Annotated in this window: 21 protein-coding genes and 1 tRNA gene; 10 read left to right on the forward strand and 12 right to left on the reverse strand. The window is 73.3% G+C overall.

Annotated features, from left to right (window positions below):
• Nucleotides 1–83: 83 nt before the first annotated feature.
• Together mfd and WHI96_RS23005 are read right to left on the reverse strand one after the other, a co-directional pair.
• Nucleotides 84–3,707: a transcription-repair coupling factor gene (mfd, locus tag WHI96_RS23000; RefSeq protein ID WP_345650217.1), complete on the reverse strand. Its 3,624-nt coding sequence runs from the start codon at nt 3,705–3,707 to the stop codon at nt 84–86.
• Between the two features lie 287 nt (nt 3,708–3,994).
• Nucleotides 3,995–4,819, reverse strand: a complete 825-nt coding sequence (locus WHI96_RS23005; protein WP_345650154.1) for a siderophore-interacting protein — start codon at nt 4,817–4,819, stop codon at nt 3,995–3,997.
• Between the two features lie 188 nt (nt 4,820–5,007).
• Between WHI96_RS23005 and WHI96_RS23010 the strand changes: the two genes are divergently transcribed.
• Entirely contained in the window at nt 5,008–5,889 is an 882-nt protein-coding gene (locus WHI96_RS23010; RefSeq protein WP_345650151.1) for a phytanoyl-CoA dioxygenase family protein, read from the forward strand.
• Nucleotides 5,890–5,963: 74 nt separating this feature from the next.
• On the opposite strand, the gene WHI96_RS23015 is transcribed toward WHI96_RS23010, so the two are convergent.
• The 6 genes from WHI96_RS23015 to WHI96_RS23040 form a co-directional block, all read right to left on the reverse strand.
• Nucleotides 5,964–7,211, reverse strand: a complete 1,248-nt coding sequence (locus tag WHI96_RS23015) for an alanine racemase (protein WP_345650149.1) — start codon at nt 7,209–7,211, stop codon at nt 5,964–5,966.
• 292 nt (nt 7,212–7,503) lie between these two features.
• Nucleotides 7,504–7,773 carry a DUF2277 domain-containing protein gene (locus WHI96_RS23020; RefSeq protein WP_226355181.1) on the reverse strand — a complete coding sequence of 90 codons (270 nt, stop codon included), beginning with the start codon at nt 7,771–7,773 and terminating at the stop codon, nt 7,504–7,506.
• 72 nt (nt 7,774–7,845) lie between these two features.
• Nucleotides 7,846–8,871 carry an NAD-dependent epimerase/dehydratase family protein gene (locus WHI96_RS23025; protein ID WP_345650143.1) on the reverse strand — a complete coding sequence of 342 codons (1,026 nt, stop codon included), beginning with the start codon at nt 8,869–8,871 and terminating at the stop codon, nt 7,846–7,848.
• A 44-nt stretch (nt 8,872–8,915) separates the two neighbouring features.
• A complete protein-coding gene (locus WHI96_RS23030) occupies nt 8,916–9,590 on the reverse strand; it encodes a PIG-L deacetylase family protein (RefSeq protein WP_345650140.1) in 675 nt (224 codons plus the stop codon).
• Nucleotides 9,591–9,618: 28 nt separating this feature from the next.
• Nucleotides 9,619–10,458, reverse strand: coding sequence for a sugar phosphate nucleotidyltransferase (locus tag WHI96_RS23035; protein ID WP_345650137.1), 840 nt, complete (start codon nt 10,456–10,458; stop codon nt 9,619–9,621).
• Between the two features lies 1 nt (nt 10,459).
• On the reverse strand, nt 10,460–11,734 hold the full coding sequence (locus tag WHI96_RS23040; RefSeq protein ID WP_345650134.1) for a methyltransferase domain-containing protein: 1,275 nt from the start codon (nt 11,732–11,734) through the stop codon (nt 10,460–10,462).
• A 162-nt stretch (nt 11,735–11,896) separates the two neighbouring features.
• Here WHI96_RS23040 and WHI96_RS23045 point away from each other — a divergent pair.
• Nucleotides 11,897–11,967 (forward strand) — tRNA-Gln (locus tag WHI96_RS23045).
• 382 nt (nt 11,968–12,349) lie between these two features.
• Here the strand turns inward: WHI96_RS23045 and WHI96_RS23050 are convergent.
• Nucleotides 12,350–12,742, reverse strand: coding sequence for a hypothetical protein (locus WHI96_RS23050; RefSeq protein ID WP_345650131.1), 393 nt, complete (start codon nt 12,740–12,742; stop codon nt 12,350–12,352).
• 33 nt (nt 12,743–12,775) lie between these two features.
• Between WHI96_RS23050 and WHI96_RS23055 the strand changes: the two genes are divergently transcribed.
• On the forward strand, nt 12,776–13,720 hold the full coding sequence (locus tag WHI96_RS23055) for a Dyp-type peroxidase (RefSeq protein WP_345650128.1): 945 nt from the start codon (nt 12,776–12,778) through the stop codon (nt 13,718–13,720).
• 57 nt (nt 13,721–13,777) lie between these two features.
• Here the strand turns inward: WHI96_RS23055 and WHI96_RS23060 are convergent, their stop codons facing one another.
• Together WHI96_RS23060 and WHI96_RS23065 are read right to left on the reverse strand one after the other, a co-directional pair.
• Entirely contained in the window at nt 13,778–14,221 is a 444-nt protein-coding gene (locus tag WHI96_RS23060; RefSeq protein WP_345650126.1) for an OsmC family peroxiredoxin, read from the reverse strand.
• 102 nt (nt 14,222–14,323) lie between these two features.
• On the reverse strand, nt 14,324–14,845 hold the full coding sequence (locus tag WHI96_RS23065) for a L,D-transpeptidase (protein ID WP_345650123.1): 522 nt from the start codon (nt 14,843–14,845) through the stop codon (nt 14,324–14,326).
• A 344-nt stretch (nt 14,846–15,189) separates the two neighbouring features.
• Between WHI96_RS23065 and glmU the strand changes: the two genes are divergently transcribed.
• Both glmU and WHI96_RS23075 read left to right on the forward strand, forming a co-directional pair.
• Nucleotides 15,190–16,674, forward strand: coding sequence for a bifunctional UDP-N-acetylglucosamine diphosphorylase/glucosamine-1-phosphate N-acetyltransferase GlmU (gene glmU / locus WHI96_RS23070; protein ID WP_425571668.1), 1,485 nt, complete (start codon nt 15,190–15,192; stop codon nt 16,672–16,674).
• Nucleotides 16,671–17,651: a ribose-phosphate diphosphokinase gene (locus WHI96_RS23075; protein ID WP_345650117.1), complete on the forward strand. Its 981-nt coding sequence runs from the start codon at nt 16,671–16,673 to the stop codon at nt 17,649–17,651. Before glmU ends, WHI96_RS23075 begins: the two co-directional genes overlap by 4 nt.
• Nucleotides 17,652–17,712: 61 nt before the next feature.
• Here the strand turns inward: WHI96_RS23075 and WHI96_RS23080 are convergent, their stop codons facing one another.
• Nucleotides 17,713–18,198 carry a MarR family winged helix-turn-helix transcriptional regulator gene (locus tag WHI96_RS23080; protein ID WP_345650114.1) on the reverse strand — a complete coding sequence of 162 codons (486 nt, stop codon included), beginning with the start codon at nt 18,196–18,198 and terminating at the stop codon, nt 17,713–17,715.
• 72 nt (nt 18,199–18,270) lie between these two features.
• Between WHI96_RS23080 and WHI96_RS23085 the strand changes: the two genes are divergently transcribed.
• The 5 genes from WHI96_RS23085 (at nt 18,271) to pth (ending at nt 22,625) form a co-directional block, all read left to right on the forward strand.
• Complete coding sequence (locus tag WHI96_RS23085) at nt 18,271–19,368, forward strand: substrate-binding domain-containing protein (RefSeq protein WP_345650111.1); 1,098 nt, start codon at nt 18,271–18,273, stop codon at nt 19,366–19,368.
• 98 nt (nt 19,369–19,466) lie between these two features.
• The gene (locus WHI96_RS23090) at nt 19,467–19,751 is read left to right on the forward strand and encodes an FmdB family zinc ribbon protein (RefSeq protein ID WP_345650109.1); all 285 of its coding nucleotides are present in this window, start codon (nt 19,467–19,469) and stop codon (nt 19,749–19,751) included.
• A 147-nt stretch (nt 19,752–19,898) separates the two neighbouring features.
• A complete protein-coding gene (fmdA, locus tag WHI96_RS23095; RefSeq protein ID WP_345650107.1) occupies nt 19,899–21,152 on the forward strand; it encodes a formamidase in 1,254 nt (417 codons plus the stop codon).
• A gap of 184 nt (nt 21,153–21,336) precedes the next feature.
• Nucleotides 21,337–22,035 carry a 50S ribosomal protein L25/general stress protein Ctc gene (locus tag WHI96_RS23100; RefSeq protein WP_345650104.1) on the forward strand — a complete coding sequence of 233 codons (699 nt, stop codon included), beginning with the start codon at nt 21,337–21,339 and terminating at the stop codon, nt 22,033–22,035.
• Nucleotides 22,032–22,625 (forward strand): aminoacyl-tRNA hydrolase, encoded by a 594-nt coding sequence (gene pth, locus WHI96_RS23105; protein WP_345650101.1) that lies wholly within the window; start codon nt 22,032–22,034, stop codon nt 22,623–22,625. Before WHI96_RS23100 ends, pth begins: the two co-directional genes overlap by 4 nt.
• The last annotated feature ends 50 nt before the right edge of the window (nt 22,626–22,675 follow it).

Consider the following 22,675-nt stretch of genomic DNA (forward strand, 5'->3'; position numbering starts at 1 on the left):
CGGCTCCGGCCGGCCGGCGACGTCGATCCCCTGTGCCGTTGATCCCGACCGCGAACGCGGCGTCGGGGCCGGTCGGAGCGGCGTCAGGACGAGGCCGAGCTGTGCACCGGGGTGGAGGTCGGCACGATCTGCAGCAGCAGCTCCGCGCACCAGCCGAGCAGCTCGACGTCGCGCATCGCGGCGCCGCCGATCCGCCCGCCCGCCACCGGCTTGGGCACCGTGACGACCTGCGCGGCCGCCTTGTACTGCGCCTTCGGGTAGAGCCGGCGCAGCCGCAGCTGGGCGGAGTCGGGCAGCTGCATCGGGCCGATCCGCAGCTGGGTGCCCGCCGAGGCGACCTCGCGGATGCCGAGGCGGCGGCAGAGCTGGCGGAACCGGGCGACCTCCAGCAGGTTGCGCACCGGGGTCGGGGGCTCGCCGTAGCGGTCGGTCAGCTCCTCGACGATCGCGGTGAGCGCGGCGTCGTCCGGCGCCTCGGCGATCTTGCGGTAGACCTCCAGGCGCAGCCGCTCGCCGTCGACGTAGTCGTGCGGGACGTGCGCGTCGACCGGCAGGTCGACCCGGACCTCCTGCAGCTCCTCCGGCTCGGCCCCGATCTCCCCGCCCGCCTGCTTGCGGAACGCCGCGACGGCCTCCCCGACCAGGCGGATGTAGAGGTCGAACCCGACGCCGGCGATGTGGCCGGACTGCTCGGCACCGAGGATGTTGCCCGCGCCGCGGATCTCCAGGTCCTTCATCGCGACGGCCGCGCCGGAACCGAGCTCGGAGTGCTGGGCGATGGTGGCGAGCCGGTCGTGCGCGGTCTCGGTGAGCGGGTGCTCGGCCGGGAACAGGAAGTAGGCGTAGCCGCGGTCGCGGCCACGCCCGACCCGGCCGCGCAGCTGGTGGAGCTGGGACAGGCCCAGGGTGTCGGAGCGCTCGACGATCAGGGTGTTGGCGTTGGAGATGTCCAGGCCGTTCTCGACGATCGTGGTGCAGACCAGCACGTCGAACTCGCGGTGCCAGAACGCGCTGACGGTCCGCTCCAGCAGGTCCTCGTTCATCTGCCCGTGCGCGACGGCGACCCGAGCCTCGGGGACGAGGTCCTGGATCTTCTTGGCCGCCCGGTCGATCGAGCTGACCCGGTTGTGCACGTAGAACACCTGGCCGTCGCGCAGCAGCTCGCGGCGCAGGGCGGCGGCGACCTGCTTGTCGTCGTAGGCGCCGACGTAGGTCAGGGTCGGGTGCCGCTCCTCGGGCGGGGTGGTGATCGCCGACATCTCGCGGATGCCGGCGAGGCTCATCTCCAGGGTCCGCGGGATCGGCGTCGCGGACAGGGTGAGCACGTCGACGTGCGCCCGGAGCGCGGTGATGTGCTCCTTGTGCTCGACGCCGAAGCGCTGCTCCTCGTCGACGATCACCAGGCCGAGGTCCTTGTAGCGGATGCCGGTCTGGAGCAGCCGGTGCGTCCCGACGACGACGTCGACGGTGCCGTCTGCGAGCTTCTCGATCGTCTCGCGCGCCTCGGCCGGGTCGGTGAACCGCGACAACCCGCGCACGGTCACCGGGAACTGGCGCATCCGCTCGGAGAACGTCGACAGGTGCTGGGTGGCGAGCAGCGTCGTCGGGACGAGGACGGCGACCTGCTTGCCGTCCTGCACCGCCTTGAACGCCGCCCGCACCGCGATCTCGGTCTTGCCGAAACCGACGTCGCCGGAGATGACGCGGTCCATCGGGACCGGGCGCTCCATGTCCCGCTTGACCTCGTCGATGGCCGACAGCTGGTCGGGGGTCTCGGTGTAGGGGAAGGCGTCCTCCAGCTCGCGCTGCCAGGGGGTGTCCGCCCCGAACGCGTGCCCCGGGGAGGCCTGGCGCGCCGCGTAGAGCTGCACGAGACCGGCCGCGATGTCCTTGACCGCCTTGCGGGCGCGGCTCTTGGTCTTGGCCCAGTCCCCGCCGCCGAGCTTGTTGACGGCGGGCTGCTCGCCGCCCACGTAGCGGCTGATCTCGTCGAGGGCGTCGGTCGGCACGAACAGCCGGTCCGCGGGCTGACCGCGCTTGGAGCTGGCGTACTCCAGCACCAGGTACTCGCGGGTGGCGCCCTGGACGGTGCGCTCCTTCATCTCGATGAAGCGCCCGATGCCGTGCTGGTTGTGGACGACGAAGTCGCCGGGCTGCAGCACGGCCAGGTCGACGGCGTTGCGCCTGCGCGGGGTGGTCTTGCGCGGCGCGGTGTCGAGCCCGGCGCGGCTGCCGGTCAGGTCGGCCTCGGAGACGACGACCAGCCCGACCTCCGGCGCGGTGAACCCGTTCAGCACGCGCCCGCAGGTGACGGTGACGATCCCCTTCTCCGGGGCGTCGGTGAGCACCGGGACGGCGGAGGCGGGGACCTCGGCCTCGCGCAGCTGCTCCAGCGAGCGGTCGGCGGTGCCCTGCCCGGCCAGCACGAGCACCGCGGCGCCGCCGGTGGCGACGTGCGCGCGCAGGTCGGTCAGCGCGCGGTCGGTGTCGCCCCGGTAGGGCTCGATCTCGTGCACGCCCGCCACGACGACCTCGTCGGAGCCCGACAGCAGCGGCGACAGCGAGACCACGGGGCGGCCGGTCGCCGTCGCGTGGTCCAGCGTGACGCGCAGGTCGCGGTAGGCCGACCCGGAGACGTCGGTCGGGGCCTCGCCGCCGGAGCCGGACGCCAGCCAGGACGCCTCCAGGAACTCCTGCCCGGTGCGCACGAGGTCCGCGCAGCGGGTCCGGATGCGCTCGGGGTCGGCGAGCAGCACCCGCGTCCCGTCCGGGAGCAGGTCGGTGAGCGTCTGCATCTCCCCGCCGACCAGCGCCGGGATCAGCGACTCCATGCCCTCACCGGGGATGCCCTCGGACAGCTTCTCCAGCAGCTCGCGCAGCGGGTTGCGGCCCGGGCCCGCGGTCTCGGGCTGCTCCAGGGCCAGCTCGCCGGCCCGCTCGCGCACCGGGGTGGTGAGCAGCAGCTCGCGGCACGGCGGCACGTCGATCCGCGTGACCTCGCCGACCGAGCGCTGGTCCGCCACGGAGAACGACCGCACCTCGGAGACCTCGTCGCCCCAGAACTCGACGCGCACCGGGTGCTCGGCGGTCGGCGGGAAGATGTCGAGGATGCCGCCGCGCACGGCGAACTCGCCGCGGGTGGTGACCATCTCGGCGCGGCTGTAGGCCAGCTCGACCAGCCGCACCAGGAGCTGCTCGAAGTCGTACTCCTCGCCGACGGCCAGCGTCACCGGGGCGAGCGTGCCCAGCCCGGGCGCGACCGGCTGGATCAGGCTGCGCGCCGCGGTCACGACCACCCGCGGGGCGGTCTCCGCCGAGGAGAGCCGGTGGAAGATCGTCAGCCGGCGGGCGACGGTGTCCGGGCGCGGGGACAGCTTCTCGTGCGGCAGCGTCTCCCAGCTCGGCAGTACGACGACCGGCGCGCCCGCGCAGTCGTGCACGGTGTCGGCGGCGGAATCGAGCGCCTCGCCGTGGCCGAGCAGGTCCGACACCGCGGCCGCGAGGTCCTCGGCCTCCCGGTCGGTGGCGGTCACGGCGAGCACCGTGGAGGTCTCGGCGAGCCCGGCGGCGAGCAGCGGGCGCACCGCGGAGGGGCCCTCGACCTGCACGGCAGGGGTCTCGCCGGCGCGGGTGTCCGCGGCACGGGCGGCGTCGACGGCGGCGCGGAGACCGGCGTCGGACAGGGCGGAGGTGAGCAGACCGGACAGGATGGCCACGACGGCGCTGGCTCCTCGGTGGAGGTGGGCTGGCGGTGCGCGCGGCGACGGGGCCGGCCGCGGGCAGGACAGACCCCTGCCCGGGTCGCGGTAGGGCTCCCGACCCGGTCGGGGTGCCGGGCTCCGACTTTACGCCTGGCCCGCGCGGGCGCCGACCGAGGCGTCGGTGTCCCGCGGCACGTCCGGGCCCGTCCGCTCCACCGACCGCGATCCGCCGTCCGACGGCCGCGTGGGTCGCGGTCACCGAGCGCGTGCAGCCCGGCCCGGAGCAGCCCCGTTCAGAGCAGCCCGTCGCGCTCCAGGGTCGCCTCGTAGAGGTCGAGCATCCGCTCGTCGTCGCCCCCGGCGGCGGCCGCCGCGTCGGCGTAGGCCTTCTCGAAGCGCTCCTGGTTGGCCTGCCAGGTGCGGCGGAAGGTGTCGGCGTCCCGACGCCAGTAGCCGAGCACGCCGTAGGCGCCGGGCGGCAGGCCGCGCTCGTGGCGCAGGTGCTTGCGGGCGGCGCGGGTCGCGGACGCCTCACCGCCGACGTAGACGTAGCCGGGCCCGTCCGGCAGCACCAGCCCGGCGACGATCTCCGCCAGCCGGCTGCCGGTCTCGCTCGCGGGCTCGCGGCGGACCCGCGCCCGCGCGGGGAAGTCGGCCGGGACCTCGTCGATCTCCAGGACGACCTCGGTGTCGACGCCGTCGGGGGTCTCGGTGACGATCCGGGCGAGCGCCGGGAGCGCGGCCGCGTCGCCGACGAGGACCTGCCAGCCGACGCCGGCGGGGCGCTTGAACCAGCTGTTCGAGTGCGAGACCTCGATCTCGTCGCCGACACGGGCCCGCCGGGCCCAGCCCGCGCCGACCCCGCCGGGGTGGCAGACCAGGTCGATGGACGCCCGGGTGCGGCACGGGCTGACGGAGCGCAGGGTGTACCAGCGACCGTGGTCGTCGCGGCCGCCGTCGGGCAGCGGGAAGTGGAAGACGCAGGCCTCGTCGGGGACGCCCGGCAGGCCGAGACCGGCGAGCCCCTCCCCCTCGAGCTCGGCCCGGACGAAGACGTCCGAGAGCCGCTGCAGACCCACCACACGGACCGCCGCCCGGTCCTCGGTCACGACCGACATCGCCGCCTCCTCCATAGGTGAGGCTCAGCTAACCACGACGGAGTGGACCGCACCAAACGGATCTTCCGGACACGGTGTCGCTCGCCGCGACTACTACGTCGCATCGTAGATGGTCGCCCGATCGTGTGCGCTAGCGTCGACAGGCGTCAGACGGGTTCCGACCCCGAGCCAGCACGGAGGAGCAAGCGGTGATCACGGTCTACCTCAACCGCCGGATCGACGACGACGCGCGCCGCGAGTCCCTGTTCCGGGGCGACTTCCACCTCTACAGCGGGATCGGCGGCGCGAACGCCCTCGCCGACCACGCCAAGGACCTGATCGGCCAGGCCTTCGAGGGTCTGGACCCGGAGCGGGCCCAGTACGAGATGGACGTCGACGAGTTCGTCCGCCGCGTCGAGCCGCTCAAGCGCGAGTTCACCAATGGCGACCGGACCAAGGCGCTCTGCCAGCAGTTCGCCGTCGACTTCGGGGTCGACCCCGAGCGCACCTACTTCGACATCCCGCGGCTGCGCGTGATCCCGGCCGACCAGTTCCTCACCGCCGGGGTGTCCTACAACTACAAGGCGCACCGCGACATGTGGTACGGCCACCCGCAGCAGCTCGTGAACTACTGGACCCCGGTGTTCGACGTCGTCGGCGACAACGTCATGAGCATGTACACCGACTACTTCGACCGTCCGGTGAAGAACGGCTCGAACCAGTACGACTACGACGAGTGGGTCGCCAAGCACCGCACCACGGCCGCCGGCGAGAAAACCACCGACACCCGTCCGCACCCGCTCCCGCTGGAGGACTTCGAGTCCCGCGGCGAGATCCGGATCGCCGGGCAGTCCGGTGACGTGTTCATGTTCTCGTCGAACCACCTGCACGCGTCGGCGCCGAACACCTCCGACGTCACCCGGTTCTCCTACGACCTGCGCACGATCAACCTCGACGACGTCCGGGCAGGCCGCGGCCCGCGCAACGTCGACTCGGGCGCGACCGGCACCACGCTGGGCGACTTCCTGCGGGTCTCCGACCTCGCCCCGCTGAAGGCCGAGGAGTTCGAGGACGCACTCACGAACGCCTGAGCCCGCACGTCCGCGACGTACCCGGGGCCGGCCGGTCCCGTCGACGACCGTGCCGCCGCGCAGCAGGGTGCCCCTCAGAAGAACGTCCGGACGAGCTCGACGACCCGCGGATCGGCACCGTCGGCGTCGAGCACAGGGATCCAGCGCCACTTGTCGAACGCGGTGCACGGGTGTGAGAGCCCGAGCCGGACGACCTGCCCGATCCGGACCGGTTCCTCGGTGCGCAGGAACGCGTGCTGGTCGTTGACGGCGGTGACGGTGCCGGTCAGCGGCCGCGAGGGCGCCCCGAGGTCGTCAGCGATCCGCTGCGGCTCGGGCAGCCCCTCGTCGAACGGGACGTCGCGCTTGCCCGCGTCGAGCAGCGCCAGGCCGGGCTCGGGGGTCGACACCACCCGGGCGGTCACGTGCATGGCCGAGCGGAACGGGCGCCGCTCGTCGTCGCGGGCCAGCGGGGAGATGCCGCGGTAGAAGCCGTCGTCGTGGACGAGGTAGGCGCCCGAGCGCAGCACGACGCGGGTGCGCGCGTCGGCGAGCCCGGCCAGCGCGGCGACGACCTGGTCGAAGTAGGCGCTGCCGCCCGCGGTGACCACGACCTCGTCGGTCCCGTAGGACGGGGCGAGCAGCCGGTGCAGCTCGGCGAGGTCGCCGAGGTAGGCGCGGACGGTCGCCAGCGACTCCGCCGACGGGTCGTGCGCGAGCGCGCCCTCGTAGCCGCCGACGCCGGCCAGCACGAGCGCCGGGCTCGCGAGGACGGCCGCGGCGACCCGCCCGGCCTCGTCCAGGGTCCGCGCACCGGTGCGCCCGCCGGGCGCCCCCAGCTCGACGGCGACGGCGAGCGGCCGCGCCGGGGAGCCCGCCGCGGCGGTCATCGCGGCGACGGCGTCGACCGAGTCGACCCAGCTGAGGACCTCCAGGTCCGGGTCGGCGTCGCGGGCGGCGGCGACGGCGCGCACCCCGGCCGGGTCGACGAGCGCGTTGGCCAGCAGCACCCGTCGCACGCCGGCGTCGATCGCGATCCGCGCCTGCCACGGCGTCGCGACGGTGATCCCCCAGGCGCCGTGGCGCAGCTGCAGGTCCCACAGCGCGGGGGCCATCGTCGTCTTGCCGTGCGGGGCGAGGTCGACGCCGTGCGCGGCACACCAGCCGGCCATCCGCTCGGCGTTGGCGTGCAGGGCCGCCCGGTCGAGGGTGAGGACGGGTGTGGCCAGGTCCGACAGCCGCGGCCCGCCGGCGAGCCACTCGTCGACCGTGCCGGGCAGCGACGGGACCGACTTGGCGTACGGGCCGGGCCGTTCGGCGCCGAGCGACGCGTACCGGAGCATCCCGTTCTCCCCTCTGAGCAGGCGTGTTGCTCATGTTGCAGCACTGGTCGCGTATCAGGTTCGGCTGTTCCAGCGTCGCCGCGGCAGATCGGTCGACGACGGCGGAGGAGAACCCCGCAGTGGACACCCCGGGCCGCAGCGCCGTGGTGTGCTTCGGCGAGGCCCTCGCCCCGGTCCCCGACGCGGCCGGCGTCGCGGTGGCGTGGGTCGGGCGGGCCCCCGCCGGTGATCGGGGACGACTCGAGCCGGCACCTGACCTTCGTCCCGGACCTGGAACCGACCTGCAGCTCCCTCAGCGGGCGTAGCGCAGCTCCGCCCGCGCCCTGGCCTTCGCCGCCTCCACCTCGCGGTCCTTCGGCGGGGCGGTCGTGGTCAGCCCGTCGAGCAGCTCCCGGGTCGCCTCGGCGACGGCGGCGACGGCCTTCTCGAACACCTCGGCGTTGGCCTGCGACGGCTTCGCCGCCCCGGCGATCTTGCGGACGTACTGCAGCGCCGCGGCGTCCACCTCGTCGGTCGTGGCCGGCGGCTCGAAGTTGTGCAGCGTCCGGATGTTGCGGCACATGGGCACCCCCTGGTGACGACGACGGCCCGCCCCGCGACCGTAGCGCGGGACGGGCCGTCGACCGAGTGCGGACTACTTGACGACGTGCATCGACCCGTCGAGCTCGCCCGCCGCCTGCCTGCGGTTCAGCACGGCGAGGCGGGTGAAGGAGCTGTCGAACGCGTCCTGGGTGAGGCCGCGGTTGCGGTACTCGGTGGCGAGCTGCTCGGCACCGGCCGGGATCGTCCAGGACGCCTCGAAGCCGAGCTCCTTGCGGGCCCGGGCGAAGTCGACCCGGTAGGAGCGCGGGTCGTTGCCGGCCTCGCCGGTGATGTTCAGCGTCGAGCCGGGGACGGCGTCGATCACGGCCTGCGCGATCTCGGCGACGGTCCGGTTGTTCTTCTCGGTGCCCACGTTGTAGGCCCGCGCCCGGACGACGTCGGCCGGGGCCGACAGCGCCGCGACGACCGCACCGGCGATGTCCTCGGCGTGCGCGAGCGGGCGCCACGGGGTGCCGTCGGACAGCACCGTGACCTCGTTCGTCAGGATCGCCCGGCCGACCAGGTTGTTCAGCACGATGTCGGCGCGCAGCCGCGGCGAGAACCCGAACGCGGTCGCGTTGCGCATCGAGACCGGCACGAAGTCCGCGTCGGCGAGCTCGGCGAGATCGTCCTCGACGCGGACCTTGGAGATCGCGTACGGGGTGACCGGCTTGAGCGGGGCGTCCTCGTCGACGAGGTCGTCACCGGACTGGGCGCCGTACACCGAGCAGGTGGAGGCGTAGACGAAGCGGCCGACACCGGCCTCCTTCGACAGCCGGGCCAGCCGGGTCGACGCGTGGTGGTTGATGTCGTAGGTGATCTCCGGGGCCAGCGAGCCCAGCGGGTCGTTCGACAGCGCCGCCATGTGCACGACGGCGTCGAAACCGGAGAGCTGGTCGACGGAGACGTCGCGCAGGTCGGTGCTCAGGCCGTCGACGTCGGGGGTGTCCAACGAGCCCAGGACGCAGTCCGCGAACAGCCCGGAGTCCAGGCCGGTGACCTCGTGACCGGCGGTGGCGAGCAGCGGCGCCATCACCGTCCCGAGGAAGCCCTGGTGGCCGGTGAGCAGTACGCGCATGGTGTCCCTCTCGTGTGGGTGCTGGATGTGTGCGGGCGTGCGGGTCAGAAGCCGGACGGCTCGGAACCGATCATCGGCGCTGCGGACAGCGTCAGCTTCTGGACGTGGAAGCCCTCGGCGTAGCGGGCGTGGCACTGCACGCCGCGCACCCGGGCCAGGCCGCGGAAGGTCTCGTCGTCGAACCAGGTCCGGTCGCGCTGGCTGCCGTAGTGCTCGTTGAGCTTGGCGATCTTCTCGGTGAGCACCGGCTCGGACAGCGGCAGGAAGACCGTCGGCTGGGCGAGGTCGCCCTCCCACTTGAGGATCTCGTAGCCGAGCGTCAGGTGGTCGCGGAACGCGGTCGGGATCATCTGCGACAGCGTCCGGTGGTCCTGGTGGGCGTCGTGCGGCGACGGGCCGATCACCAGGTCCGGCTCGCTGCGGCTGCGCAGGTCCTCCAGCGCCATCTTCGCCCGCTCCCAGTGCTGCGGGACGCGGCCGTCGGGCAGGTCCATGACGACGACGTCGAGGTGCGCGCCGGGGGTGAACGCGGCCAGCGCGGCCCGCTCCTCCTCCTCGCGCAGCGACCCCGCCCCGGTCAGGACCAGCGCGGTGACGTGCACACCCGGATAGGCGCGGCACAGCTCCAGGAGCATCCCGCCGGCCCCGATCGGGATGTCGTCACAGTGGGCGCCGAGCAGCAGGATGCGGTCCAGCCGCTCGGGCAACAGGTTCAGCACGGTCTCTCGTTCCCCCCGGAATCGCGGCCTAGTCGCGCTGGTGGCTGCTGCGGTGCATCTCGGCGATCGCGGCCTGCAGCGGGTCCTGGTCGGTCTCGCGGGACTCCCAGAGCATCCACGGGCGCGCGCCGCTCTGGTAGGCGGCCTCCAGCGCGTTGCGCTCCTTGACGGTGTCCGCGGGCTGCCAGAAGCCGCGGTGCCGGTAGGCCGACATGCGGCCCTTGCGGGCCAGCGGGGCGGCGGCGTCGGCGATCAGGTCGCAGTCCTTCTCCAGGAAGTCGAAGATCTCCGGCCGGAACATGAGGTAGCCGCCGTTCTCCCAGATCGGCATCTCCTGCAGCGTGGTGATCGAGTCCAGCCTGCCGTTCTCGTCGACGTCGACGCAGTGGAACGCCGACTGCGGCGGCACCGCCATCAGCTGGCCGACGGCGTCGGTGCCGGCGAACTGCTCCACCATCGCGTCCAGCGGGGCGTCGGTGAGGACGTCGGCGTAGTTCGCGTGGAACATCTCCTCGTCCTTGACCAGCGCCTTCACCCGGCGCAGGCGCTCACCGATCGGCGAGTCCAGACCGGTGTGGACGAACGTGATGTTCCAGTCCTGGATGTCGCTGCCCATGAGCTCGACCTCGCCCTGGTGCAGCACGAAGTCGTTGGACTCGGTCTCGTCGTAGTTCAGGAAGTAGTTCTTGATGTGGTGCGCGCCGTAGCCCAGGCACAGGACGAAGTCCTTGTGGCCGAAGTGGGCGTAGTACCGCATCACGTGCCAGATCAGCGGGCGCGGACCCACCGGGTGCATCGGCTTGGGCAGGTCGGACGCGCCGTCGCGCATCCGCATGCCGTAACCACCGCAGAACAGGACGACCTTCACGTCAGACCACCTCGAGCGACGGGATCGGGAAGACCAGCGTGCCGCCCCACTCGCGGACGTAGGACAGCTGCTCGGTCAGCTCGGTGCGCAGGTTCCAGGGCAGGATCAGGACGTGGTCGGGGCGGTCCTGCGCGATCCGCTCCGGGGCGAAGATCGGGATCCGGGTGCCCGGCGTGAGCCGGCCGTGCTTGTACGGGTTCCGGTCCACGGTGTACTCGAGCAGGTCGGGCCGGATGCCGCAGTAGTTCAGCAGCGTGTTGCCCTTGCCCGGGGCGCCGTAACCGACGACCCGCTTGCCCTGCCTGCGGGCGTCGATCAGGAACGAGACCAGGTCGTCGCGGATCGTGGAGACCGACTCGGCGAACCCGTCGTGCCCCTCCGGGGTGTGCAGCCCGGCGGCCTGCTCGGCGGCCAGGACCTCGCGGACCTGCGCGCTCGGCTCACCGGCGACCTCGGCCGGACGCGCCCACATCCGGATCGAGCCGCCGTGGGTGTCGAGCAGCTCCACGTCGACCAGGGTCAGCCCGCCCGCGGCGAGCGCCCGCTGCCCGGTGAGCAGCGTGTAGTACTGGAAGTGCTCGTGGTAGATCGTGTCGAACTGCTTGCGCTCGACCAGCGTCAGCAGGTGCTGCACCTCGATCGAGACCCAGCCGTCGTCGGCGACCATGGCGCGCAGGCCCCGCGCGAACCCGACGACGTCGGGGATGTGGGCGAACACGTTGTTGCCGCAGACCAGGTCGGCCGGGCCGTGCTCGGCGCGCACCCGGGCGCCGGTCTCCGGGGTGAGGAACGCGGTCAGCGTCGGGACGCCCTTCTCGCGGGCGGCCTCACCGACGTTCACGCTCGGCTCGACGCCCAGGCAGCGGATGCCCTTCGCGACGACGTGCTGGAGCAGGTAGCCGTCGTTCGAGGCGACCTCGACGACGAACGAGCCGGCGTCCAGCCCGGCGCGCTCCTGCGCCGAGTCCACGAAGCGGCGCGCGTGGTCCACCCAGGACGAGCTGAACGAGGAGAAGTAGGCGTACTCCTCGAACGTCTCCTCCGGGCTGATCTCCGGCGGCAGCTGGGCGAGCAGACACGAGTTGCACACCCGCACGTGCAACGGGAAGGCCCGCTCGGGTTGTTGCGCCGTCTGCGCGGTGAGGAACAGCTCGCACGGCGGTGTGGCGCCCAGGTCGCAGAAGCTGCGCAGGTCGGTCGTGCCACAGAGACGGCACGTCAACGCGGTTCCGGACCCGATCGACGACGTCGTCCCGGAAGCATCCGTGTTCAGCACGCACGGAAGTGTGTCAACTCGACGGGGGTCCGCCGCGCCCGGGGTGCGGGTCACCCTTTCGTGGGTGTTTGTCCGTGATCCCGGTCATCTCCGGCTGACGCGCACGGCGGGTGCGCTGCGAGGACGGCGCCGCCGACGTGTCACGATGACGAGGCCCCACGATCCGCCGTGGTGTAACGGCAGCACCTCGGATTTTGGTTCCGATGGTCCAGGTTCGAATCCTGGCGGCGGAGCGCTCCGGCTCGCCCCGTCTCCCGGCCCGGGAACCGGCCGCCGTCGACGGTGACGGCCACCCCAGATCTGCGACGACCGCCGCCGCCGGCCCGTCCGGGAACGCCCGGAGGTCGAGTCCGGCCGCGGGCCGCTCCCCCGGAGGCAGCTCGTCACGGCGACGTCGACGTGCACCGCGACCTCCACCGTCACGTCCGCGAGCGCGCCGGGCGCGGCGAACCAGCCCACCGGCGGGGTGATCACCGCCAGCCGCGACACCCGCGGCTCGGGGGGGCACCAGCCGCCGATGGAGTGCCCGACCGCGACGACCGGCAGCGCGTCGCGGCCCGCGGCCGGGGTCACCGCCCGCGCCGGGGCCGAACAGGGCGATGCCCCGGGGCGCGGTCACCGGCGGTCCCCCAGCTCCCCGACGGCGGCGACGCCGTCGCCCGTCCGCGGGCACTCCCACCACGCCCGGTCCGCACGGATCCCGACCCGCAACGGGTGGGTCCCGGGATGTGCGGGGCAGCCCGGCCAGTTCGACGCACCGACCGCGGCGAGCGTCCCGACCGCCCACTCCTGCACCTGCTCCGCGGCGTCGGCCACACGCCGCTCCGGCGGGTCGCCCCGGAGGACCGCGACCCCCCTCATGGTGCCGTCAGGCCCGCGCAGCATCGCCGACGGACGGCCGGGATCGCCGGACCACTCCTGGTCGCGGAGCCGGACCCGGGCCGCCGGACCGGCGCCCGCGAGATCCCGCAGGACCGGGTGCAGCGCCGCATCGAGGATCTCGTCCACCCGGCCACCCTTCCAGGCTTAGGCTGCGGGGCCGTGACCCCCACCACGGACACCGCTCCCGAGCCGCAGGACGTCACCGCCCCGCTCACCGCCGCAGCCGCCTTCCTCGTCCTGCAGGTCGCCGACGGCGCGGAGGACCGGGTCCGCCCGGTGCTCGGCGACACCTCCGGCCTGGTCAGGACCGTCCGGATCGGCGCCGACGGCGCGGCGTTCCACTGCACGGTGGGCATCGGGCACCGGGTGTGGGACACGGTGGTCGGCGGACCGGCGCCGCGCGAGCTCACGCCGTTCCGGAAGATCGCCGGCGCGACGCACACCGCCGTCGCCACCGGGGGCGACCTGCTCTTCCACCTGCGGGCCGACACCCGGGACCTGATCGTGCGGTTCGAGATGCTGCTGCTGGAGGCGTTCGGCGACGCGGTCACCGTGGTCGACGAGACCGCGGGCTTCCGCTACCGGCACGGCCGCGACCTGTTGGACTTCGCCGACGGCACGGCCAACCCGGACGGCGCGGCCCTCCCGGCCGCGACGCTGGTCGGTGACGAGGACCCGGCGCACGCCGGCGGCAGCTACGTCGTCGTCCAGCGGTACCTGCACGACATGGCCGCCTGGCGCGGGCGGAGCGTGGCCACCCAGGAGGAGATCGTCGGGCGGACCAAGTTCGACGGGGTGGAGCTGCCGGACGCCGAGGAGGGCCAGAAGTCGCACAAGACGCTGTGCACGATCACCGACGACGAGGGCGTCGAGCACGACATCCTGCGGGACAACATGCCGTTCGCGTCGCCGGGGCGCGGTGAGTACGGCACCTACTTCATCGGCTACTCCCGGCGGCTGTGGGTCGTGGAGACGATGCTGCGCCGGATGTTCGTCGGCGACCCGCCGCCGCTGCACGACCGCATCCTCGACTACTCGACCCCGACGACCGGGTGCACGTTCTTCGTCCCCGCCCGACCCGTCCTCGACGGCCTGGGCGGCTGAACCGGACACGACGACGCCCCCGTCCGGCTCCGGACGGGGGCGTCGCAGGGGTCGTTCTCAGCTCTCCAGCGCGGCGTCCAGCGTGATCTCGACGCCGGTCAGCGCCTTCGACACGGGGCAGCCGGCCTTGGCTGCCTCCGCGGCCTTCGCGAAGCCGTCGGCGTCGAGGCCGGTGACCTCACCGCGCACCTTCAGCGTGATGCCGGTCAGCTTGAACCCGCCGTTGGCCGAGTCCGGGCCGAGCGAGACGTCGGCGGAGACGTCGAGCGACTCGGGGGTCCCGCCGGCCTCGGCGACGTTCGCCGACAGCTGCATCGCGAAGCAGGCGGAGTGCGCCGCGGCGATGAGCTCCTCGGGGCTGGTGGTGCCACCGGCGTCGTCCGCGGCGCGCTTGGGGAAGCTGACCTCGTAGGTGCCGACCTTGGAGCTGGACAGCTCCACCTGGCCGGAGCCCTCCTCCAGGGTGCCGTTCCATGCGGTGCGAGCGCTGCGCGTGGGCATCGTTACCTCCGTGTCGTGGGGACCGATTTTGCACAACCGATCATCCGGCAGTGTTCTCCGCCCCGGCCGTTCCCGCCACCCCGGACCGCCAAACGCCGTCGGTCACTGCGGGACGTTGGCGACCTCGACCCGGTCGCCGACCTGCAGCGAGTTGAACCAGCGCTCGGCGTTCGCACGGGACAGCCGGACGCACCCCGCGGACTCGGTCTCGGTGTTGCCCTCGTGGAAGGCGACGCCGCCGGGGGCGAAGAAGACCGCGAACGGCATCGGCGCGTTGTCGAACTCCGCGCTGCGGTGGTCCTTGTTCTTCCACTGGACCTGGAAGACCCCGGCCGGGGTGCGCTGACCCTTCTTCCCGAACGACGCCGGGACCGGCCCGGCCTCGATCCTCCCGTCGCGGATCAGCCACGCCGTGCTGTTCGCGAGGTCGACGCAGGCGCGCGCGGCCGCCGAGCACGGCGTGCCCTCGGCGCGCCCCGGACCTCCACGGTCGGCCTCCGTCGGCGCCGCGGACGCGATCCCGATCGTCCCGGCGGTCAGCCCGGCCAGCACCAGGGCCACCACCGTGGCCGGGACCGTCGTCACCCGGGGCCGCCGACGGCGTCCCTCGACCTCGCGCGTCATCGCACTCCGCTCATCGGCATCACGGACGGTGGCCGGTCGGCCACCGTCGTCTGAACGGTGGAACGAGACCGGTACCGACCGGTTACCACCCGAAGGGTTGATCTCGGTTTCGACGGCGGCGTCACCACCGGCATGACGGGCCCGCCGGGTCGGCCGGGGCCCTCCCCGTACGATGCCGTACCGGCACGGCGCGTCCCGCGTCCTCCGCCCGGCACGGGCGGCGAGTCCGGCAGGAGGAACCGAACATGCCCGAACCCGACCGGGCCGGCACCGGTGACCGACCGGCACCCGGAACGGCGACGGTCGCGGCCGGCATCGTCCTCGCGGCGGGCGCGGGTTCGCGGATGCGGTCGTCGACGCCGAAGGTGCTCCACGAGCTGGGCGGGCGCAGCATGCTCGGCCACGCGGTGCACGCACTGGCCGGTACCGCCCCCGAGCACCTCGTGGTCGTCGTCGGACACGAGCGCGAGCGGGTGGAGCAGGCCGTCGACGGCATCTCCGCCGCCCTCGGCCGCACCGCCACCACCGCCGTCCAGGAGCAGCGCCTCGGCACCGGCGACGCGGTCCGCAGCGGCCTCACCCCGCTCCCCGCGGACCTGACCGGCACCGTCCTGGTCACCTACGGCGACGTCCCGCTGCTCGACACCGCGACCCTGTCCGCGCTGGTCACCGAGCACGCCGACCACGGCGCCGCGGTCACCCTGCTGACCTGCGAGGTCGCCGACCCCACCGGCTACGGGCGGATCGTGCGCACCGCCGACGGTGCCGTCACCGGGATCGTCGAGCAGACCGACGCGACGTCGGAGCAGCGGGCCATCGCGGAGGTCAATTCCGGCGTCTACGCCTTCGACGCCGCGTTCCTGCGCACGGGCATCGCGGGCCTGGCCGCGCACAACGCCCAGCAGGAGCTCTACCTCACCGACCTGGTCGCCGCCGCCGTCGCCGCGGACCGGACGGTGCACACCGTCCGCTGCGACGACGAGTGGCGCGTGCGCGGCGTGAACGACCGCGTCCAGCTCGCCGAGCTCGGCGCGGAGCTGAACCGCCGCGTGCTGCGCGAGTGGATGCTGGCCGGGGTCACCGTGGTCGACCCCGCCACCACCCGGGTCGACGTCGACGTGCGGCTCGCGCCCGACGTCGTCCTGCACCCGGGCACCCAGCTGCACGGCGCGTGCGAGATCGGGGAGGCCGCGGTGGTCGGGCCCGACACCACGCTGACCGACACCGTCGTCGGGGCCGGCGCGAGCGTCGTCCGCACCCACGGGTCGGAGTCCCGGATCGGGCCCGGCGCGTCGGTCGGGCCGTTCGCCTACCTGCGCCCGGGCGCCGCCCTCGGCGAGCGCGGCAAGATCGGCACGTTCGTCGAGGTCAAGAACTCCGACATCGGCGCGGGCACCAAGGTCCCGCACCTGACCTACGTCGGGGACGCGACGATCGGCGAGATGAGCAACATCGGCGCCTCGTCGGTGTTCGTCAACTACGACGGCGTCCGCAAGCAGCGGACCGTCATCGGATCCCACGTGCGGACGGGGTCGGACACCATGTTCATCGCCCCGGTCACGGTCGGGGACGGCGCCTACACCGGCGCCGGGACCGTGCTCCGCTCCGACGTCCCGCCGGGGGCGCTCGCGGTGTCGGGTGGAGCACAGCGCACCATCGAGGGGTGGGTGCCGCGCAAGCGGCCCGGCACCCCCGCCGCCGAGGCGGCACAGCGGGCGGGCAGCGACCCGTCCACGAACGGCACGACCAGCAGCGACGGCGCAGGTCACACCACCTCCGCCGGTACGACAGACCCGAGAGACCTCAGCCGAGGAGGCACCGCACGGTGAGCGCGATCGCAGGCACTCCCAAGAAGAACATGATGCTGTTCTCGGGGAGGGCGCACCCGGAGCTCGCCGAGCACGTGGCGAAGGAGCTCGACGTCACGGTCACCCCCCAGTCCGCCTACTCCTTCGCGAACGGCGAGATCTTCTGCCGCTTCGAGGAGTCGGTCCGCGGGAGCGACGCGTTCGTGATCCAGGCGCACTCCGCCCCGATCAACGACGCGATCATGGAGCAGCTGATCATGGTCGACGCGCTCAAGCGCGGGTCGGCCAAGCGGATCACCGCGGTCATGCCGTTCTGGGGCTACGCCCGTCAGGACAAGAAGCACCGCGGCCGCGAGCCCATCTCGGCCCGCCTCGTCGCGGACATGTTCAAGACCGCCGGTGCCGACCGGATCCTGACCGTGGACCTGCACACGTCGCAGATCCAGGGCTTCTTCGACGGCCCCGTCGACCACCTGTTCGCGCTGCCGGTGCTCGCCCAGCACATCAAGAGCACCCGGCCGACCGAGAACTTCGCCGTCGTCTCCCCCGACTCCGGCCGGGTGCGCCTGGCCGAGCGCTGGGCCGAGACCCTCGGCGGGACCCCGCTGGCGTTCATCCACAAGACCCGGGACCCGCTCAAGCCGAACGAGGCCGTCGCGAACCGGGTGGTGGGTGAGATCGAGGGCCGCTGCTGCGTGGTCATCGACGACATGATCGACACCGGTGGCACCGTCGCGAAGGCGGTCGAGGTGCTGCTCAAGGAGGGCGCCGCGGACGTGATCGTGGCCGCCACCCACGGCGTGCTGTCCGGCCCGGCCACCGAGCGCCTCGCGAACTGCGGCGCGTCGGAGGTCGTCTTCACCGACTCGCTGCCGATCCCGGCCGAGAAGCGGTTCGACAACATGACCGTGCTGCCGATCGCCCCGCTGCTGGCGGAGGCGATCCACCAGGTGTTCGAGGACGGCTCGGTCACGAGCCTGTTCGACGGCAACGCCTGAGCACTCCGCGCGTCCGCCGACGGCGCCCCACCCGCGGGTGGGGCGCCGTCGGTCGTCAGCCTCAGCCCTCGGTCGCGGCGAGCCCGGCCAGGCCCGGCGCCCCGGCCCGCCCGGTCGCGTCCTGCAGCCGGCGCAGCACGTCGTCGAACTGGGCGGCGTCGGCGCCCAGCAGGTCCCGGTAGCGGTCCAGCACCCCGGCCGCCGCGGCGTCCCACTCCGCGAGCGCCGCACGGCCCCGCCCGGTGGCGACGACGAGCACCCGGCGCCGGTCGACGACGTCGGGCCTGCGGTGCACGAGGTTCGCCGCGGTCATCCGGTCCACGAGCTTGGTCGCCCGCGGCGCCAGCAGCAGCGCGTGCTCGGCGACCACGCTCATCGTGCAGCCGCCGCGCGAGGTGAGCAGACCGAGCACCCGCCACTGGTCGACGTCGGACCCGCAGCCGCGCAGGGCCTCGTCGAGCTCCTGGTCCAGGGTCCGGCCCACCGCGCAGAGCAGGCGCAGCGACTCGTCCCCGGACGGCCGCACGTGCTCCGCGGGCTCCGACATGAGCGCATCGTAACGGGACGTTTTCCGACGAGGCGCTAGGTGGGCGACGCCACGATGGATAGCGTCACCTGCATGACTCCGTTCCCGGACCCCGGGCGCGCGACGGCGGTGCCGGCGCGCGGGAGCGAGGTGCTCAACGTGGCGCTGGTCGTCCCGCTGCAGGGTCCGGCGGGCATCTTCGGACCGTCCTGCGAGACCTGCGCGACGCTGGCCGCCGAGGAGGTCAACGCCGCGGGCGGGGTGCTCGGCCGGGAGCTCAACCTGGTGCCGGTCGACGGCGGCGCGCCACCCGCCGTCGTCGCCGCCGAGCTCGATGCGCTGGTCAGCGCCGGGGCCGTGGACGCGGTCACCGGCTGGCACATCTCGGCGGTCCGCGAGGCCGTCGCGCCCCGGATCCGCGGGCGGGTGCCCTACGCCTACACCGCGCTGTACGAGGGCGGCGAGCAGCGACCGGGGCTGTTCCTGACCGGGGAGACCCCGGACCTGCAGCTGGGCCCGTCGCTGAGCTGGTTCGCCGAGGCCGCCGGGGTGCGCCGCTGGACGATCGTCGGCGACGACTACGTGTGGCCGCGCCGGTCCGCGCAGGTCGCGACCGAGCACCTGCGCCGGATCGGCGGGACGGTCTGCGACGAGATGTACGTCCCGCTGGGCACCGAGGACTTCGCGCGCGTGCTGCGCCGGGTCGAGGCGAGCGGCTGCGACGCCGTCCTGATGCTGCTGATCGGCAACGACGCCGTCGAGTTCAACCGGGCGTTCTGCGCCCTCGGGCTGGACCGGGAGATCCTGCGGTTCAGCTCGCTGATCGAGGAGAACGTGCTGCTCGCCTCGGGCCCGGAGAACACCCGCGGCCTGCTCACCTCGGCCGGCTACTTCGAGGACCTGGCGACGGCGTCGGGGCTGGACTTCGCGGCCGCGCACGCCCACCGCTTCGGCCCGGACGCGCCGGTGCTCAACAGCCTCGGCGAGTCCTGCTACGAGGGCGTCCGGCTGCTGACCGAGCTCATGCGCCGGGCCGGGTCGCCGGAGGTCCCGGCGATGACCGCGGTGGCCGAGGGGCTGGCCTACGAGAGCCCGCGCGGGACCGTCGAGGTGCACGGGCGGCACCTGCGCCAGCAGGTGTTCCTCGCCGTCGCCGACGGGGTGGCCTGGGACGTCGTCCAGCAACTCTGACGGGTTCCGTTGACACCCCGCCCCGTCGGTCGTACTTTCCCAGGAAAATATTTCCTCGGATGCATGTCGGGTCGCCCGGCGTGCCGGGAGGTACGACCGTGGCGCTCTACGTCTACCGGTGCGGGGCCGACGGCCCCGTCGAGGAACGGCACCCGATCGGCAGCGCCCCCGCGACGGCGCGCTGCCCCACCTGCGGGGAGCAGTCCCCGCGCGTCATCACCGCACCGATGCTCGGCCTCGCCGACCGCGGTCGGATGGGCCTGATCGACCGCACCACGGCCACCGCCCACGAACCCCGGGTCGTCTCCGCCCCGCCGCCGCGCCCACTGCGTCCGGGCGGGCCGCCGCTGCACCCCGCCACCCGCGGCCTGCCGCGCCCCTGACCGCGTCGCCCTGCACGCACCGCACCGCACCGGGCGCGCCGGGCCGGGCTGCACCGCGCCGCACCGACCGCGCGCCGCGTCCGCGCCGCACCGACCGCTGCACCCCGTCCGCCCCGCCCGCGTCCGCACCGACCCCGGGAGTGTCCGATGCCCAGGAACGTCTTCCCCCTCGACAGCACCACGACCTTCACCGACCAGCAGCTGACGGGCCACAACCGGTGGCACCCCGACATCCCGGCGCAGGTCCACGTCGAGCCCGGGGACACGTTCCGGGTCGACTGCCGCGAGTGGTTCGACGGCGCCATCCACAACGACGACTCCGCCGACGACATCCTCGACGCCCCGCTCGCCGGGGTGCACGTGCTGTCCGGGCCGATCGCCGTCGAGGGGGCGCAGCCGGGTGACCTGCTGATCGTCGACATCCTCGACGTCGGGCCGATCCCGCAGGAGGACTCCGGTCCGCTGGCCGGGCAGGGCTGGGGCTACACCGGCGTGTTCGCGACCCGCAACGGCGGCGGCTTCCTCACCGAGCAGTTCCCCGACGCCTACAAGGTCATCTGGGACTTCCGGGGCGGGACGGCCACCTCCCGGCACGTCCCGGGGGTGTCGTTCACCGGGATCGTCCACCCCGGTCTGATGGGGACGGCGCCCTCGCCCGAGCTGCTCGGCCGCTGGAACGCCCGCGAGCAGGCGCTGATCGACACCGACCCGGAGCGGGTGCCGCCGCTGGCGCTGCCGCCGAACCCGGACTCGGCGATCCTCGGCTCGCTGACCGGCGCCGACTTCGACCGGGCCGCCGCGGAGGCCGCGCGCACCGCACCGCCCCGGGAGAACGGCGGCAACCAGGACATCAAGAACCTCACCAAGGGCAGCCGGGTCTTCTACCCGGTGTTCGTCGACGGCGCGAACCTGTCGATGGGCGACCTGCACTTCTCCCAGGGCGACGGCGAGATCACCTTCTGCGGCGCGATCGAGATGGGCGGGTTCATCGACCTGCACGTCGACGTCGTCAAGGGCGGCATGGCGACCTACGGGGTCTCCGAGAACGCGATCTTCGTGCCGGGCAACACCGACCCGCAGTACAGCGAGTGGATCGCGTTCTCCGGCACCTCGGTCACCCTCGACGGCGAGCAGCGCTACCTCGACTCGCACCTGTCGTACCAGCGGGCCTGCCTGCACGCGATCGACTACCTGACGAACTTCGGCTACTCCCCGATCCAGGCCTACATGATCCTCGGGGCGGCGCCGATCGAGGGCAGGCTGTCCGGCGTGGTCGACATCCCGAACTCGTGCTCGACGGTCTACCTGCCGACCGGGATCTTCGACTTCGACGTCAAGCCCGGCAAGAACGGCCCGCACCGCATCGACCCGGGTGCGGGCGTCCCCCACTCGGCGGCCTGAGCAGCGGGTTCCGCGGTCGTCCCGGGGGCTGGCCCCGGGACGGCCACGGGCCTGGCGTACTCTTCTCGGCATCTCCGCGGCGAGGGCGGGTGCACCTTGACCCGCCGTGATCGACGTGGGCCGATCCCGGTCGGCTCCTCGCCGCGCGCGCCTTCCACCGCAGACAGTTCGAGGAGCAGTTCCCGTGGCCCAGACCCGCATTCCCGCCGAGACCCGGACCGAGTTCGGCAAGGGCGCCGCCCGTCGTACCCGTCGCGCCGGCAAGATCCCCGCCGTCCTCTACGGCCACGGGACCGACCCCGTGCACCTCTCGCTGCCGTCGCTGCAGTTCGCCGCGGTCGTCCGCGAGCAGGGCCGCAACGCCGTGCTGGAGCTCGACGTCGACGGCAGCACCCCGCAGCTCGCGCTGACCAAGACCGTGGTCGTGCACCCGCTGCGCCCCTACATCGAGCACGTCGACCTGCTCGTCATCAAGCGGGGCGAGAAGGTCGAGGTCGAGCTCGACGTCGTCGTCACCGGCGAGGCCGTCCCCGGCTCGCTGGTCACCCAGGACCTCAACACCGTCCTGGTCGAGGCCGACGTGCTGAACATCCCGGAGAACATCGAGATCTCCGTCTCCGACGCCGAGATCGGCACCCAGTACTTCGCCAAGGACCTGAGGCTCCCCGGTGGCGTCGAGCTGCGCACCGACGAGGAGTACCTCGTCGTGCAGGTCGTCCCGGCCCCGACCGAGGAGGACCTCGAGGCCGAGGTCGACGCCGAGGGCGCCGGTGTGGTCGAGGAGCCGTCCGACGAGGAGCAGGCCGCCGAGGCCGAGGCCGAGGGCGACTCCGCCGAGGGTTCCGCGGACTCCGAGGGCGACTCCGAGTCCTCCGACAAGTGAGCCCCGTGCCGGGGCCGGCCCTCGTCGTCGGGCTCGGGAACCCCGGTCCGGACTACGAGGGCACCCGGCACAACGTCGGTACCCGCGTCGCCGCACTGCTGGCGACGCGGGCCGGCGCCGGCCGGTTCTCCGCGCACAAGCGGTCGAACTCCGACATCGCGCAGGGCCGGCTCGCCGGTCGACCGGTGACCGTGGCCGTCCCCCGGACGTACATGAACCTCTCGGGCGGCCCGGTCGCCGGGCTCGTGCAGTACTTCTCGATCCCGCCGACCGAGGTGATCGTCGTCCACGACGAGCTGGACCTCGACTTCGGCGTGGTCCGCCTCAAGCGCGGTGGCGGCGAGGGCGGGCACAACGGCCTGCGCTCGATCAGCAAGGCGCTCGGCACGAAGGACTACCTGCGCGTGCGGTTCGGCATCGGCCGGCCGCCGGGTCGCCAGGACCCGGCGGACTACGTGCTCAAGCGGTTCTCGGGCGTGGAGAACAAGGAGCTCGACGTCGGACTGGACCTCGCCGCGGACGCCGCCGAGGCCTTGCTGTCCGAGGGTCTGGAGCCGGCGCAGAACCGGTTCCACCCGCTGTCGGGCTGAGCCCCGTCCGCCACGGGAGCCCCGGTCCCGCTGGGACCGGGGCTCCCGTG

Origin of the sequence: Pseudonocardia tropica, assembly GCF_040105315.1 — a bacterium.
GTDB classification, from domain to species: domain Bacteria; phylum Actinomycetota; class Actinomycetes; order Mycobacteriales; family Pseudonocardiaceae; genus Pseudonocardia; species Pseudonocardia alni.

What these genes read in the sequence shown, in the direction of transcription:
- WHI96_RS23020 (WP_226355181.1), bottom strand. Translation starts at nt 7,773, where the DNA reads ATGTGCCGCAACATCCGGACGCTGCACAACTTCGAGCCGCCGGCCACG.
- WHI96_RS23025 (WP_345650143.1), bottom strand. Translation starts at nt 8,871, where the DNA reads ATGCGCGTACTGCTCACCGGCCACCAGGGCTTCCTCGGGACGGTGATG.
- WHI96_RS23005 (WP_345650154.1), bottom strand. Translation starts at nt 4,819, where the DNA reads ATGTCGGTCGTGACCGAGGACCGGGCGGCGGTCCGTGTGGTGGGTCTG.
- glmU (WP_425571668.1), top strand. Translation starts at nt 15,190, where the DNA reads ATGCGGTCGTCGACGCCGAAGGTGCTCCACGAGCTGGGCGGGCGCAGC.
- WHI96_RS23060 (WP_345650126.1), bottom strand. Translation starts at nt 14,221, where the DNA reads ATGCCCACGCGCAGCGCTCGCACCGCATGGAACGGCACCCTGGAGGAG.
- fmdA (WP_345650107.1), top strand. Translation starts at nt 19,899, where the DNA reads ATGCCCAGGAACGTCTTCCCCCTCGACAGCACCACGACCTTCACCGAC.
- WHI96_RS23015 (WP_345650149.1), bottom strand. Translation starts at nt 7,211, where the DNA reads ATGCTCCGGTACGCGTCGCTCGGCGCCGAACGGCCCGGCCCGTACGCC.
- WHI96_RS23065 (WP_345650123.1), bottom strand. Translation starts at nt 14,845, where the DNA reads ATGACGCGCGAGGTCGAGGGACGCCGTCGGCGGCCCCGGGTGACGACG.
- WHI96_RS23080 (WP_345650114.1), bottom strand. Translation starts at nt 18,198, where the DNA reads ATGTCGGAGCCCGCGGAGCACGTGCGGCCGTCCGGGGACGAGTCGCTG.
- WHI96_RS23085 (WP_345650111.1), top strand. Translation starts at nt 18,271, where the DNA reads ATGACTCCGTTCCCGGACCCCGGGCGCGCGACGGCGGTGCCGGCGCGC.